7 protein-coding genes are annotated in these 16,467 nt (G+C 38.9%); 3 read left to right on the forward strand and 4 right to left on the reverse strand.

Translation table 11 applies throughout. The features are described from left to right. The first annotated feature begins 167 nt into the window (after positions 1–167). Entirely contained in the window at positions 168–1,667 is a 1,500-nt protein-coding gene (locus BC008_RS26310; protein WP_027845317.1) for an MlaD family protein, read from the forward strand. A 95-nt stretch (positions 1,668–1,762) separates the two neighbouring features. Here the strand turns inward: BC008_RS26310 and BC008_RS26315 are convergent, their stop codons facing one another. Further along, positions 1,763–2,053, reverse strand: a complete 291-nt coding sequence (locus BC008_RS26315; protein WP_027845316.1) for a DUF3288 family protein — start codon at positions 2,051–2,053, stop codon at positions 1,763–1,765. A 261-nt stretch (positions 2,054–2,314) separates the two neighbouring features. On the opposite strand from BC008_RS26315, the gene BC008_RS26320 reads away from it, so the two are divergent. Beyond that, entirely contained in the window at positions 2,315–4,771 is a 2,457-nt protein-coding gene (locus BC008_RS26320) for an ATP-dependent Clp protease ATP-binding subunit (RefSeq protein WP_027845315.1), read from the forward strand. Positions 4,772–5,737: 966 nt separating this feature from the next. After that, positions 5,738–8,989, forward strand: coding sequence for a HEAT repeat domain-containing protein (locus BC008_RS26325; RefSeq protein ID WP_027845314.1), 3,252 nt, complete (start codon positions 5,738–5,740; stop codon positions 8,987–8,989). 265 nt (positions 8,990–9,254) lie between these two features. On the opposite strand, the gene BC008_RS26330 is transcribed toward BC008_RS26325, so the two are convergent. The 3 genes from BC008_RS26330 to BC008_RS26340 form a co-directional block, all read right to left on the reverse strand. Then, positions 9,255–9,848 carry a gamma-glutamylcyclotransferase gene (locus BC008_RS26330; RefSeq protein WP_072207751.1) on the reverse strand — a complete coding sequence of 198 codons (594 nt, stop codon included), beginning with the start codon at positions 9,846–9,848 and terminating at the stop codon, positions 9,255–9,257. Between the two features lie 147 nt (positions 9,849–9,995). After that, positions 9,996–12,911, reverse strand: a complete 2,916-nt coding sequence (locus tag BC008_RS26335) for a PAS domain-containing protein (protein ID WP_027845679.1) — start codon at positions 12,909–12,911, stop codon at positions 9,996–9,998. 358 nt (positions 12,912–13,269) lie between these two features. Next, a complete protein-coding gene (locus tag BC008_RS26340) occupies positions 13,270–16,443 on the reverse strand; it encodes a hybrid sensor histidine kinase/response regulator (protein ID WP_058183882.1) in 3,174 nt (1,057 codons plus the stop codon). Positions 16,444–16,467: the final 24 nt, after the last annotated feature.

Consider the following 16,467-nt stretch of genomic DNA (forward strand, 5'->3'; position numbering starts at 1 on the left):
TAGGATTGAAGAAATGAAACCTAGCTGATATTTATTTTCATAAGAAATCTATTTTTATAAATAATCTACTTTTATAAATCAATTTGGATAAGTCAATTTGAATGATATGTAAATCTTAGGGCTTTAGAGTCTGAAATCTAAAATCCCAGATCTTGAGGGGAGGAAAAATGCGAGGTAGTTCAATTAACAGCTTCGCTTCTACGCGAGCATTTCGAGAAGGTTCTGTAGGCTTGTTGCTCCTACTAGGACTAGGTGTATTTGGGATAGTTATCTTATGGCTGAACAGGTTAACTGCTGCTGGTAATTCTTACAAAGCAATTGTGGAATTTAAAAATGCTGGTGGAATGCAAAAAGGAGCCGTAGTTCGTTATCGGGGTGTCAAGGTTGGTAACATTGCTCAAGTACGTCCCAGACCAAATAATGTTGAAGTCGAAATTGAAATTAACGATCCAAATTTAATTATCCCCAAAAATTCTAAGATAGAAGCCAATCAGTCAGGGTTAATTAGCGAAAGCATTATAGACATAACACCTAACGCATCGCTACCCGCAAATCAAAAGTTTGGTAAACCTTCAGAGGAAAGTTGTAATAAAAAACTTATTGTTTGTAATGGTTCCCGTTTAAAAGGTGAAATTGGCGTTAATATTGACGAACTCATTCGTTCTAGTAGCGCGTTCACAAAGCTTTATTCCCAGCCGGGTGTTTATGCTAACGTCAATGATGCGTTACAAAATACTTCTAAAGCTGCAGAACAATTAACGTTACTCAGTAAAGATGTTTCTAAATTAGTTAGAGAAAGCCAAAAGGATCTAAATACTTTTTCCTCTGCTGCAAGTTCGGTTGCAACTGCTTCCAAACAGGTTACTGCATCAACCAATGAAGCGATCGAGCAATTTGGGTCTACAGCTAATGAAATTGGTGCTGTTGCAAAAGAATTTCGTAACACCGCTAAAGATATTAGTTTGACAACAAAACAGGTTAATAATTTGTTGGCTAATGTGGATGATTTAGTGACAAATAATCGTTCCTCTTTAGTAACAGCGTTAGATAATGTGACCCAAACCAGTCAGCAGCTACGTCAAACAGTTGAGAGTCTTTCACCGACTATTAACCGTTTAACTGAAGGGGAATTGGTACAAAACTTAGAAAGTCTTTCTGCTAATGCTAGCCAAGCCTCAGCAAATTTACGTGATGTTACTAAAACACTTAATGAACCAAATAATCTGTTAGTTTTACAACAAACCTTAGATTCAGCACGAGTTACATTTGAAAATACTCAGAAAATCACTTCTGATTTGGATGAATTGACGGGCGACCCAAAGTTTAGACAAAATCTCAAAGAACTCGTTGGTGGTTTAAGTGGCTTGGTGTCCTCCACACAAACAATAGAGAAACAGGTTCAAGTGGCGTCACAATTGGAATCGGTGAAAACGACGTTGCAAAATTCTCAAAGTACTGTTTCTAGGATTGCATTAGAACAAAATAAAGAGTTATCAGCCCCGTCAAAGTCAAAAATTCCTACTAAAACAATTAAGCCCCAAACAAAAAGTAAAGATAAAAATTCTACACCAGAAATTTCTCCATCTTCCTTAAATTCGGAAAAATCAGAGAATTTAAGGCAAAAACTCAAAAAATATCGGGAAACAGGCAATAAACAGGAGAATTAGATTTTATGGAATTGGCAAATTGTTAACTGTCAATTGTAGCCCGTAAGGGCGTGGTGTTAGCCATAAACTGCTAACTGTTAACTGATAACTGACCCCTAATTCCAATCCTCCTCTTTCTTTTTCCCGCGAAGTTCATATATTCCGGCTTTTTGATGAATAATATGAGTTTTTTCAAAAAGTTCCTCTTCTGTTAACCCCCACTGTTTCATGATCCCGTCTAATTTTTCTTGAACATCCCTCGCGCCAGGAAAACCACAATAACGAATTCTTAACCTTGCCAACTCTGCTAAATTGTAGTCGGTTGCCTCTTGATTGAGTAAACTATCAACCAAGGGACGTTCGCGATTATAAAGTGGATGTTGCTGGTCTTTATTAGTTTCGCTCATATTTAATTTTGGATTGTATACTTAAAAATTACCGTTGGGGATATGTTGTTAATTTATTGATTCTAAGCTGCGAAGTAGCGATTCAAGGGCTATTTATGCCCAAAAGACGGCTACCACACCTGGGTGCTTACGGCTCTCCCCACTGTCAGCTTACTTTTAATAAAGTTACATTATCCTTAAGAAAATACACAAACACAAATATTCAAGGTGAGGGTCAATTTCTCTCATCCAGCTCGTTCAGCAAGGGAGCAAGAACCCAATATGTTTGAACATTTCACTTCCGAAGCTATTAAAGTAGTTATGCTCGCCCAGGAAGAAGCACGTCGACTGGGACACAACTTCGTTGGAACAGAACAAATTCTCCTGGGTTTGATGGGAGAAGGAAATGGGGTTGCTGCAAAAGTGCTGACCGACTTGGGGGTAACCCTCAAAGATTCCCGACTTGAGGTAGAAAAAATCATTGGTCGGGGTTCTGGTTTTATTCCACCGGAAATTCCTTTTACTCCTAAAGTCAAGAGTTTGTTTGAGCAGTCATTTAAGGAAGCTCGGACTCTGGGACATAATTACATTAGTACAGAACATTTACTTTTAGGTTTAACTGAAGCAGGAGAAGGTGTCGCTGCAAAGGTTTTACAAAACTTAGGTGTAGACCTTCAAGATATCCGCACTGCTGTAATTCGTTATTTGGGTGAAGAAGCACCAGTATCGGTTACCCCGGGTAGTGGGGGATCGAGACGAAATAAAAAGCTAACCTTAGAAGATTTTGGTCGAAATCTCACCAAACTAGCCCAAGAAGGTAAGCTCGACCCCGTTGTTGGTCGCCAAAAAGAAATTCAACGCACGATTCAAATTCTCGGTCGTCGAACCAAAAACAATCCCGTCTTAATCGGCGAACCAGGGGTTGGTAAAACTGCGATCGCTGAAGGTTTAGCCCAGCGGATTGTCAATCAAGATGTTCCTGAAGTTTTGTTTGACAGACAGGTATTTAACCTTGATATGGGGTTATTAGTGGCTGGTACCCGCTTCCGTGGTGATTTTGAGGAACGCCTAAAGAAAATCATGGAAGAAATTCGTTCTGAGGGGAACATCATTCTCGTTATTGACGAAATTCATACCGTGGTCGGTGCTGGTGGAATTGAAGGTAGCATGGATGCTGCGAATATTCTCAAACCCGCTTTAGCTCGGGGAGAACTCCAATGTTTGGGAGCAACTACCCTTGATGAGTACCGGAAGCATGTTGAAGGCGATGCAGCCCTGGAAAGACGTTTCCAACCAATTATGATTGGCGAACCGTCTGTTGAAGATACCATTCAAATTCTCCAAGGTCTGCGCGGTGCTTACGAGCAACATCATAAGGTCACTATTACTGATGACGCTTTGGTCGCAGCTGCAGAATTATCAGACCGTTACATTAGCGATCGCTTCTTACCGGATAAAGCAATCGACTTGATTGATGAGGCTGGTTCTCGGGTCAGATTGCGTAATTCCATGAATTCTACCAATCGGGAATTAAAGCGCGAACTGAGAACTGTTGCAAAAGCCAAACATGAAGCGGTTCAAATCCAGGATTTTGATAAGGCTGGTAAGTTACGCGATCGCGAATTAGATTTGGAAACCAAGCTGCAATCAGAATCAGAAAATCAGCAGTTTGTTAGCACTCCTAATGTCAGTGAAGAAGATATTGCTCAAATCGTAGCTTCATGGACCGGGGTACCTGTCAATAAGTTGACAGAATCTGAGTCGGAGATGTTACTCCACCTCGAAGATACATTGCACGAACGACTAATCGGTCAAGACCAGGCTGTTACCGCTGTTTCTCGAGCAGTTCGACGCGCTCGTGTCGGTTTAAAAAATCCCAACCGACCCATTGCGAGTTTTATTTTCTCTGGTCCAACGGGTGTTGGTAAAACAGAATTAGCGAAATCTTTAGCTGCTTATTTCTTCGGTGCGGAAGATGCGATGATTCGCTTGGATATGTCCGAGTATATGGAACGTCATACCGTTTCCAAATTAATCGGTTCCCCTCCTGGTTTTGTGGGATACGATGAAGGCGGACAATTGACAGAAGCTGTACGGCGCAAACCTTATACCGTGTTGCTCTTCGACGAAATCGAAAAAGCGCATCCCGATATATTCAACATGTTGCTACAGATTTTGGATGACGGACATCTTACCGACGCCAAAGGACGCAAAGTGGACTTCAAGAATACTTTGATTATCTTGACTTCTAATATTGGTTCCAAAGTGATCGAAAAAGGTGGTGGTGGTTTGGGCTTCGAGTTAGATTCAGAAGTCGATGCAAGCTACAACCGAATTAAAACTTTGGTGAACGAAGAACTTAAAGGTTTCTTCCGTCCAGAATTCCTCAACAGACTTGATGAAGTTATCGTCTTTACTCAACTTAATAAGGATGAAGTCAAGCAAATTGCTGACATCTTACTGAAAGATATTATTAACCGTCTCACAGAGAAGGAAATTACTCTGGAGGTTACCGAACGCTTCAAGGAACGTGTTGTTCAAGAAGGTTACGATCCTAGTTACGGTGCAAGACCTTTACGTCGGGCGATTATGCGACTGTTAGAAGATTCGTTAGCGGAAGCAATTCTCGGCGGTGAAGTTGGAGCCGGTGACACAGCAATCATTGATGTTGATGATGACGGTCAAGTAGTTATCAATAAGTCAGAAAAAGCCGAGTTACTTTTAGCTGGAGTTAGCTAAGAGTTAGCTAATATTTATACCAAATCACCATTTTTGCGCTAAAATGCAATCGTTACTCAAAACACTTTTCCCCTAGGGGAAAAATCTGTAGGATTTAATGTCCTTTGGCAAACATCAGGTGAAATGGTAATAATTAATTTTGCCCCTGGTAGTGGTACCGGGGGTTTTTTGTTTGGGCGTTCTTGCACTCAGCAGCCCAAGGAAAATTTATGGTATTACATCTTTTCCCACAAGATTTTTAACCCCCTCCTAACCTCCAAGGTGCAACCCCCTCCTAACCTCCCCCAAGGGAGGATTTTTTCAATGAGGTCTCCCTTAACTAGCATAATGAGTGAATAGCAAAGATAAAAAATAATGGGTCATATTACCCAACCTAATGGTGAATTTATTTATACTTTTAGGCTTTTTTGGGTATTGTTGTAATTTGTACATCTCAGTCAACGATTCACAGCAATATTGCTTTGGTAAATTGCAGGTGAGAGCAACGCGCAGCACAGAATAACAATGGGAAAAATAGGTGCGATCGCGAACGCGGAACGCCTCGCGTTTATCGGGGACGACTTGCGTTAGTAATTTGTTAACTCCTGCATGTGGTACTAAATTTTTGGGTTAGGAGATGTTTTTTCCCATTCTCTGCTTACTTTTTCACAAAATATAATATCTGAACATAGATACTTACTGCGATGTAAGACTATTTTTTGTACTTTTGTAATTTGTCTATATGAGTAAATAAATTCCAGAAATATTCCTCTGTTAAAACACAGGTGAGGGGCGAGCAACAAAACGTTTAAAAATGAACCAGGAAATAATATCCTTGTGTTCCTATTTATGTAGCCTATGGTGTTCAAATCCTAAAAACAAAAACATGAGGAGTTAATCTTCTTATAATATTGCTCTTCACATGGGAAGAAAGATATTTTGTTACGCGTAAGATAAAATACATTGTAAAACACTGCTCCTAGAAAAATGCCCTTAGATTTAGGAACGATCAGCACTGTACTCAAGGTAGTAATTCCAGTAGCAAAACCACTCATTGCTAAAGTTAACAGTGTTTTCAATCCTTCTGATTTTGAAAAAGCTTTAAAAGCCGGGATTATCGCTGCTCATGAATGGGACGAACAGCAACCCTACGAACAAAAATTGTTTTTTTACTGCGATGATAAGCAACAACGAGATGTTTTAACTGCTTTTTTTCAAAAAACATCGGTTCTGGAAGAATTACAAAAACCACTGCGGGAGAAAACATCTCCTAACTTAGATTTATTAATTGAAATTTGGGAAGGGATAGAAAAAGAGAATAATCGATGGAAATTCCCCCCAAAAAGCATTAACAATTGGCTAAAAAAATTTATAGATACTTATTTTGCTAAGACTACTGCCTATTTAAACATTAAAATTGCCAAAGTAAATTATCTTCAACAAATATCTTATTACTTTGATGACGTTAAATTTGCGGGTATCGGTGTAGAAGGACAGGAAACAGATAAGACAGGGATTAAGTTACCACAAATCTTTGTGATGCCTGATGTTGTAGAGATTTCATCTACAAGATTGCGACGGGATTTAGTATTTGTGGAAGAAGCTTCACGCTCTCAAGATATTAATCAACGTCAAACAGAATTAATACAAGAACAACGACAACTCATAAAGCTGGAAGAAGGTGGACTCAGAAAGTTTTCTGCGCAAGAATTATTGACTAAAAGTAAGTCCCATAAATTTGTTTTGCTGGGCGCACCTGGCTCAGGTAAAACCACTTTGATGAGCTACTTTGCTGTCATGTTGGCTCAAAGTAAACTTCAGTGGGAAGAAGATTTCGAGACTGAAGAAAATTTGTTACCAATTTTAATTCGAATTCGGGATTTAGCTAGACATGCAGATAATCTCAGTATTTTAGAATTTATCCGCCAATTTGCTATCAGTAATTTGCAGGTTAAACAACCACCACCACCGGGATTTTTTGAATATTGGCTAGAAGACGGTAAAGCATTAATTTTACTCGATGGTTTGGATGAGGTTGCAAACCCTGGAAAACGATATGAAATTGTTAACCGGATTGAATGTTTTTTAGAGCAATTTCCATCAAATAAAACAATCATTACCTCTCGTCCAGCAGGGTATCGCCAAGACTTTTTCCACACAGACGAGTTTCCCCACTATCAATTGCAGTTGTTTGACGAACGCAAAATCAAGGAATTCACTCAGAAGTGGTATCAAAGCCGCTTTCAAGATCCAACGGAAGCAACTAGAAGGCAAGAAAGTTTACAAAAAGCTTTAGCAGAACAAAAGCGCATCCAAGAATTAGCCCGCAATCCACTGCTGTTAACTATTATTGCCCTAATTCATCGTTATGAAGCCCATCTTCCCAGACAACGCTACAAACTTTACGACCGGGCGGTTAATACCCTGTTAACCAATTGGGACGCAGATAAAGATCTGAATTATCAATTACCTTTTGAATATCTGAATCGGGATGATATTCCCCGCTTGATGGAACAACTTGCTTACTGGATTCAAACCCAAGGAGGTACGGCAGATACAGAAGGGGGGACACTAATTGATAAAGATCAATTAATTAGTCAATTGAGCAAGTTTATTGCCAAACAAAAACGCTTAGAGCAATATCGAGCTAAATCAGAAGCACAAAGGTTTGTAGAACATATTCGGGAACGGACAGGTTTGTTAAACGAACAAGGGCAAGACTGTTATGCTTTTGTCCATAAGACGTTTCAGGAATATTTAGCAGCAGAAGATATCCGCTACCGTCAGGAAGATGAAGAATTTGAGGTGGTGTTGGAACATATTGAAAACTATCTTTGTGACTCTCATTGGCGAGAGGTATTGCTGCTGTTAATTGCTCAGCAAAAGCCAAGAAAAGCTGCTAAAGCTATTAAGCATATTCTGGAGCAACCTGTACCTCACGACCAATGGCTGCATCAAAAGCTATTTTTTGCAAGCAGCTGTTTAGCGGAAGATTTAGAAGTTGCAGATGATGCTTTGGTGACGGATATTTTGCAGCAATTAGTTAATTTGGAAATTAGTGGTGATGAGCAGGTAGGTAGAAAAATCCGCGCACAGGTTTTCAAAAGCCTTCGCAGTTTAAATGAAGGTAAGTTTGAAGCTGAAGCACTACAACTTTTGAAAGATTCAGAAGAACAGATGGAAAAAGTGCGGTTCCAGGAATATCGTGCAGCTTTGGGGGAAAAAGAAGAGGCAGTAGAAACACTATGGGTGCTATTTGTGGATGATTATTCTGATGTGTGTCAGAGCGCTGCTATTGCCTTGGGTAAATTGAGTAACGAGGTACCTGAGGTGGTATCAATACTGTTAGCAGCGTTAAAATGTGAGGATTCTGGTCTGCTGCGCGAGTATGCTGCTATTGCCTTAGGCGAATTAGGTGATGGGGCACCTCACGTCGTAGAACCACTGTTAGCACAGCTAGATGATGAGGATCCTGATGTGCGTAGACGTGTTGTTAATGCTTTGGGCAATTTAGGTAATAGGTCGCCCGAAGTGGTATCAGCACTGTTAGCACGGCTAAGGGATGAGCATTCTATTGTGCGCATGTATGCTGCTAATGCCTTGGGCAATTTGGGTAATAGCTCGCCCGAGGTGATATCAGCCTTGTTAACACAACTAGGAGATGGGAATCCTAGTGTGCGTGTTTATGCTGCGATTGCCTTGGGTTGGTTGGGTAATGGGTCACCTCAGATAGTAGAACAACTGTTAGCAAGACTAGGGGATGAGTATTGCGATGTGCGTATAGGTACTGCTATTGCCTTGAGCCACTTGGGTTATGGTACACCCCAGATAATAAAACAACTGTTAGCAGGACTAAAAGATGAGCATTCCGTTGTGCGTATGTATGTTGCTTATTTCTTGGGGAATTTGGCTAATGAAGTGCCCCAGATATTGGAACTAATGTTAGCACGGCTAGAGGATAAGAATTTTAGTGTGCGTGTGGGTGCTGCTATTGGTTTAGGTAATTCAGGCAATGGTGCACCTCAGATAGTACAACCACTGTTAACAAGACTAGGGGACGAGCATTTTAGCGTGCGGGAGAGTGCTGCTGATGCCTTGGCTAACTTGGGTAAAAACTGTAACTATATTAAACCTGCTGTGATTGAATGGATTTTCCAGCACCAAGATACCGAATATGTAGGCAATGGTATTGATGCGCTGTGGATGTTGGTGGGAACAGATAATATAAATTCCGTTTGAATAGTTAAGTAGGTCGGCGTTAAAAAACTAAGGTATGTCATTGCGAGTGGAACGCAGTGAAACGTTAGCGTAGCGTCTCCCTTTGGGAGAAAGCAATCGCAAGGACTTCAGACTTGTTTACCTTTTGTTATATAGTTAGGTTTATTTTTGCCTACTTACTTATCATAATTATTAATTTTATAAACAAATATGACTACTACTTTTAGTTTCCATCCCCTCGAGATATTCATATTACAGAAAAGTATATTTTGCAAGCAGAAAAGCATTAAGTTAATTCGTGATTATTTTGGGTGTGTAGAGACGTTGCATGCAACGTCTCTACAACTGGATAACTGTATTGGGATATCAAACTATTATTGCTACATTGCAATTGGTACATCTTAGTAAATAAATTCCAGCAATATTCCTCTGGTAATCCACAGGTGAGAGCACCACGTAACACAACATTAAAATAGGTATCATCGGGAGCAACTTCCGTTGGTGATTTGTTAACTACAACGTAAGTGCGAACCTGACGGTAGATTTTTTCTGAAGTATTTTCTAGATTATTTCCTGGAAAGCAAATATCTACAAATTCTTGTTTATAAGCATGGGGAGAACCTTCCCTTCGATCCAAGCGATCGCTCAATCTTTGGGGTAAATGATAAAGTACTCCATGAACCGTACTATTTGCGTCTGGAACTACATCAAGTACACCACATTTACGGGTTGGAGAATAACGATAAAACCCCAATCTATAATTCTTCAGAATTCCCGTACCCACCACATAAGGATGTATTTTTTCTCCCATTGTCCGTTTTAGATCCACAGGACACATGCAGGAACCGTAAGCAAAATAATAGAAGTGGGAATTGGTCATGGGTAAGGAGTCAGGAGTCAGAAGTCAGGAGTCAGGAGTCAGGAGTTATTTCTCATTATGTTATTCTCAATATCTAATCCCTAAACTTACACTACTTTCCAAGCCTCCCATACTTCCCACACTTCTCATACTTTCACCAATCCCCTATCAAAGCGGTAACGTGACAATAAAACTGGTTCCTTTTCCTAGTTCGCTTTTGGCGGTAATCTTACCCTTATGACGTTCGACAATTTTCCGACAAATAGCTAAACCCATTCCCGTACCTTCATATTCACTGCGACCGTGCAAACGTTGAAACACATTAAAAATTCGGTCGAGATATTTTTCGTTAAAACCAATTCCATTATCTTTTATAACAATCTCACACCAGCGTGAATCTTCTTCGGTTTCTATTTCTTGGGAATATATATTGATTAAAGGTGGAACGGAATCGCGATGAAATTTTAAAGCATTACCAATCAAATTTTGTAGCAACTGACGAATTTGCAAAGGATCTGCGTTAATTGTGCTCAATTCTCCAATTTCTATCTTTGCTTGGGTCTGTTGAGTCCTAATTTCTAAATCCGATAAAACTCCTTCAACAATTTGAGTTAAATCTACTGCTATAAAAGGTTGTGCTCTTGTGGTGATACGGGATAAATCTAACAAATCTTCGATTAGGTTTTGCATTCTCCCAGCAGCATTTTGCATTCTTTGTAAGTAGTCTAATCCTTGAGGAGAAAGGGATTCATGACAACTTACTTGCAAGCGATCGCCAAAAGCTTTGATTTTTCGGAGTGGTTCTTGTAAATCGTGGGAAGCAATAAAAGCAAATTGCTGTAATTCTTCGTTTGAACGTGCGAGTTCTTGACGTTGACGGGTTTCTTGCTCGAGTAATTTAGCTTGGGAAATAGCTATTCCGATTTGGTCTGCAAGCTGACGCAGGAGTTCAGTTTCCCAATCCGTCCATTCGCGAGGATTTGCACATTGATGAGCAACTAGTAAACCCCAAATTCCGTCAGGTAAAAGTATTGGTACTACTAAGTTTGCTTTAACACCAAACTGCTGCAAAAATTTGACGTGACATGGTTTAATATTTGATTTTTCTATATTTGCGATTGCACTTATTCGCCCTTGACTATATTTTTCAATATACTTTTCGCCAAAACAGGGGTCATTAATATCTTGATCTAATACCTCGGGTAAACCAGGAACTACAGCTTCCTTGACTACCAAAATTGAATTATCACTAAGCAAGCGTAAAATCAATACTCTATCGGCATAAAGTAATTTTTGTACCTCTGTTACTGTGGTTTGTAAAATTTCATCTACTTGTAAAGACTGACGAATTTTTAAAGTGACATTTGCAAATAGTTTTGAACGCAAATTTTGACGCTGTAATTCCTCTTGAATCCGTTTGCGATCGCCAATGTCCATCATGGCTCCAATCATACGCAAAGGTTCGCCGTTGCGATCGCGAACGACATAACCGCGATCAAAAATATAAGCATAGGAGCCATCAGCACAGCGAAAGCGATATTCATTTGACCAATCCTGTAGGTCGCTATCAATAAAAGCATGAATATCGCGAATTATTTTATTTCTATCTTCTGGATGGATATGTGCATACCACAAATCGGCGTCACCTTCTAACTGTTCGGGTGAATAGCCAAACATCTTTCTTACGCTTTCATTCCAGGAAATTTGATTTGTCTGTAAATCCCAATCCCAAACAGTATCATTGGTCGCACGAGCAATGATTTGAAAACGTCTTTCACTTTGACGCAATTTTTCTTCGGTACCTTTGCGTTCAATCGCTGTTGCTAATAAATTTGCGGTTGCTTGTAAGAAATAAATATCATCTTTGCTAAAACTACGGCTTCCCGACGTGTATGTTCCTAAAACACCAAAGGGAGTTCCCCTACTTTTAATTGCTACACATACACTACTAGTAACTTGATGATTAATAAGCAATTGTGGGATTGTAAATCGTATTTCCCTATTAATATCTTCACTTATTACTGCTTCTTCACTAGATAAAGTATACCCAGATTGAGATTCCTTCTCATTTTTGATTGTTGTGTGACCCACAACCCCTTTGTCCCAACCCACACCGGCTCTTAAAATAAAAGCACTTCTATCATCGAGCAATTCCAATACTTGACAATACTCAACGTTCAAGCACTGAGCTACCAATTTAGTGGCTTTCTGCATGAGAGCACCTAATTGTACTCCGGCTAACGCCATTTGACTCAACTCAGCCAAAAGTGCTTGTCGATTTGCATATGCTTCTAAGGCTGATTCAGCTTGTTTGCGAACGGTAATATCTACATCTACCCCAGACATTCTTTCTGCTACACCCAAGCGATCACGAAATACCACCCCTTTGCTGAATACCCAACGAATATTACCATCCGGCAAAACCATACGATATTCCAGATCGTAATCGGTACCCTTTTCTATTGCTCGACGAATTGCATCATTGACCCGTTCGCGATCTTCAGGATAAATACAGCACAAAAAAGTTTCGTAAGAGCCATCAAAACTACCTTTTTCTAAACCAGACAATGCTTCTCTGTTACCTGACCAGGTAATCTTATTACGGAGGATATTCCAATCCCAGGTTCCCATAGATGCGGCAGATAAAGCCATTTTTAGCTTAACTTCTCGCGCCTTAGCCTGCTGAGTTTGTTGTCGTAATTCTTGCATCATTAGACTTGCATCTAATAAACGGCGAACTCGCTGGCGCAGTACTGACCATTGAATTGGCTTGGTAATGTAATCTGTGGCTCCAACAGCAAAAGCTTTTTCTACAGATTTTTCGTCATACATCGCCGTTATAATTAGTACAGGGGTGTTTGCTCCCCCTGGAAGATTATGTAAGCGCTCGCAACAGGTTAAGCCATCCATCACTGGCATGAGCGCATCCAATAAAATTAGATTGGGTTTTAATTGGTTATAAATAACTAAGGCTTGCTCGCCATCATTAGCTTCTACTACTTGATAACCTGCATATTCTAGTAGTTCGCGTAGATGTATTCTTGTTAAAACATCATCATCAGCAACTAAAATTAAATTATTCATGTAAAAAGAATTGGGAGCAAAATATAAGAAACACAACTTAAGTAAGATACTCTCATTTCATTTATATTAACTTTTTTATATTTCTTAATAATTATTTATATATCATCTAATACCAATTCGATAAATCATTGCAACAGATTCTCCGGTAGAGACGTTGCAGAGCCTGCGTCGGCGTTAGCCTCTGCAACGTCTCTACAGAAATCTATTTGTTTAATTATTTTTCCAAATTGGTATTATATCGTGTCCGATAAAACACTTGCGATAAGGTTCGTAGTAGCGCTTTAGCGCCAATATCTTTGCTATGGCGCTAAAGCGCTACTACAAACAAGTTATGATTTTTCTTACCAACATACTTGGATTAGTTTTCAGGCAAAACTTTATGAAGTTTTTGTAGTAATGCTTGAGTAGTATAAGGTTTCTGAAGAAAAGTTACAGCATTGTCTGTATTTTTACCAGGGAGATTTTCACTGTTCATTAAACCACTCACAGCAACGATTCGCACAGTAGGATTCATTTTTCTGAGCGTACTAATAGTTGTTGCTCCATCCATATTTGGCATCATCATATCAATGATGGCAGCACTGATTTTACTTCTATACTGAGCATAGATCGCAACTGCTTCTATCCCATCGCTAGCAGTCATAACTTGATAATTATGATGTTCCAAAGAATTTTTAGTAATTTCTCTAATTGCTGGTTCATCATCAACCACCAAAATCAATTCTCCACAACCCGAAGGGGTAGCTGCAATATCTTCTACCAATTGTTCCAGGGAAACATTACTTGCTGGTAAATAGACATGAAAACTTGTTTCCTGACCTACACGACTAGAAACACTAATAAAACCACCATGACCTTTAATAATACCCATCACAGTTGAAAGTCCCAATCCGGTACCCTGACCAAATTCTTTGGTGGTGAAAAATGGTTCGAAAATTCTTCCTAATAAATCATTTGGAATGCCGATTCCAGTATCCTCAACCTTGAGAAGCACATAAGAACCAACCTTTGCTTCCAGATTCATTTGGGCGTAATTCTCATCGATAAAAATATTCTCGACCGATATCCTCAGGGTTCCATATTCTGAAATCGCATCGCGAGCATTGAGACATAAATTCATCAGTACTTGGTGAACTTGGGTATTGTCACCGTAAACATCCCATAAATCAGGCTGAATATCGATTTCTGTACGAATTGATTTGGGAAAAGTTTGGTCGATAATTTGCTGCATTTCCAAAATCAAATGCTTCATCTGCAACAATGTGCGATCGCCTTCTATCCCTCTTGCATAGGAAAGTACCTGTTTAACTAGGTTCGCGCCACGCTTAGCATTTTTTTCAACGATTGATAACATTTCAATTATACTTTCATCTTGAGATTTAAGCTTCAATAGCTGTGCTGACATCAAGATTGGCGAAAGTACATTATTTAAATCGTGAGCAATTCCACTAGCTAAAGTCCCAATACTTTCCATTCGTTGGGCGCGTAGAAATTGAGTTTCTAGTTGTTTTTTCTGAGTAATGTCAGTGTCAACAACCATAATAGATTTTGCTTTACGGTTTTCATCTTTTACCAAGGTCCAACAACTATCAACAATAATTTCCTTGCCAAATTTACTAATTTTCTTTAATTCTCCTTGCCAAATTCCTTTTTTTAATACACTACTTAAAATTTTTTCTGAATGTTTAAATTCTGTTTTTAATAATTGATTAGCATTTTTGCCAATAACTTCTTCTTCTTTCCAGCCATAGAGTTTTTCGGCACTCTTATTCCAAAGTAAAATATGGTTAGATAAATCTCTCAGAACAATTGCATCTGTTGTTAAATCTAATAACGCTGCTTGTTCTCTTATTTGTTGTTCTACCTGTTTGCGTGCTGTAATATCTTCTAAAATATACAAACGCCCGAAATCTAATCCATCATTTAAAATTTGTCGAGAAAAACGCCGAATTGTTCGACCATCAGGTAAAAATATCTCATCTTCACAGATGCATTTCTCCATTGATTCTGGCAAGCAAGTGTCAAATGGAATGATTCCCATTGATTTTTGGCACGCTTTCATCACATCTGCATGTTTCAGCGTACTACTTTCCATTGCTTCTTTGAGTTGTTCAATTCCCCAAAGTTCCCGGAAACGTTCATTTGCAAATAAAATATTTTCTGTCGTATGATCAACCACATAAAAAGCAAGTGGCGATACGCTGTTCATAGAACGTAATAAAGCTTCTTTCCACCGTAAATTTTCTTCGTAATTTTTCCTTTCAGTAATATCTTGAAAATAAATCGATAATCCTTCTTTAGATGGATAAGCATGAACGGAAAACCATATATTAAGTGGAGCATAAAACTCCTCAAATTCAACACTGACTTGTGCTGATAATGCATGGTTATATTCTTTATTGAACTTAGATCGTAATGACTCGGGAAATTCCTCCCAGATACTCTTTCCTAAAAGTTGTTTTCTTGTTCTTTGTAAAAGTAATTCTGCTTGTTGATTAACATAGGTAAAACACCACTGACGGTCTAATGCAACAAAACCGTCGGTAATACTTTCAAAAATATTTGTAATTCTATTTCGTGCAGCTTGTTCGTTAACTAATAACTGTAATCGCTCTGATTCTACCCGTTTGCGCTCGGTAATATCTTCAACAAAATAAGCAAATCTTTGACGATTATTATCACAAGGAATTGGCGAAACTGTTATTTTGAGCCATATTTTTCCCGTAGGTTTATCATAGGAATCTTCAAAGGTGAAGGGTAAGTTTTCGCTGCAACTTTCTAAATATCTTTGAACCCACGCTTGCAAATATTGTTGTGGTAGGTTCATTTCACTCAGTAAGCGATTCCCCATTTCTTCCGGGGTCATCTCAAATAATTCTGCAGCAGCAGCATTACCAGAAATATGTAAGATATCATCATCAACAATTTCGATTATCCCCATCATCATTGGGGCACTCTCAAAAAAGCTATTAATAATACCTTGACTATCTCTTAATGCTACCTGTGCTTGTTGGTATTCTTTCTTAATATCTACCAGTTCAGATAAATTTCTTTTAATTTCCAACTGTTTAATTATCTGACGACTGATAGCTTGTAATGATTTTATTTGTTGCTCGCTAATCTCTCTTGGTTCAGTGTCAACAACACATAAAGTTCCAATATCATGTCCTTGGTAAGTAATTAGAGGTACGCCAGCATAAAATCTAGCAAAAGGATAAGATTGAACAACAGGAGAATTCGCAAATCGTTCGTCAGCTAAAGTGTCGGGGATAATTAGAACATCATTTTGTTCTATGCATAAAGGACAAAACCCCATACTTCGGGGCATTTCTTCTACATCTAAACCTACTTTAGCTTTAAACCACTGGCGGTTGATGTCAATCAGATTAATCAGTGCTATTGGTGTTTGGCAAATTTGCGCTGCTAAAAAAGCCAAATCATCAAATTCTTCTTCTGGAGAAGTATCAAGAATTCGATATTGATACAATGCCTCAATCCTTGCTAACTCTTTTTTAGACAATAGAGAGTTCATCAAATTTTCCTACTATTGCTGTCA

The organism is Mastigocoleus testarum BC008, assembly GCF_001456025.1.
Taxonomy (GTDB): Bacteria; Cyanobacteriota; Cyanobacteriia; order Cyanobacteriales; family Nostocaceae; genus Mastigocoleus; species Mastigocoleus testarum.

Bases quoted from the DNA above. Each gene is read 5' to 3' on its own strand.
- BC008_RS26310 (WP_027845317.1), top strand. From the start codon at position 168: ATGCGAGGTAGTTCAATTAACAGCTTCGCTTCTACGCGAGCATTTCGA.
- BC008_RS26315 (WP_027845316.1), bottom strand. From the start codon at position 2,053: ATGAGCGAAACTAATAAAGACCAGCAACATCCACTTTATAATCGCGAA.
- BC008_RS26320 (WP_027845315.1), top strand. From the start codon at position 2,315: ATGTTTGAACATTTCACTTCCGAAGCTATTAAAGTAGTTATGCTCGCC.
- BC008_RS26325 (WP_027845314.1), top strand. From the start codon at position 5,738: ATGCCCTTAGATTTAGGAACGATCAGCACTGTACTCAAGGTAGTAATT.
- BC008_RS26330 (WP_072207751.1), bottom strand. From the start codon at position 9,848: ATGACCAATTCCCACTTCTATTATTTTGCTTACGGTTCCTGCATGTGT.
- BC008_RS26335 (WP_027845679.1), bottom strand. From the start codon at position 12,911: ATGAATAATTTAATTTTAGTTGCTGATGATGATGTTTTAACAAGAATA.
- BC008_RS26340 (WP_058183882.1), bottom strand. From the start codon at position 16,443: ATGAACTCTCTATTGTCTAAAAAAGAGTTAGCAAGGATTGAGGCATTG.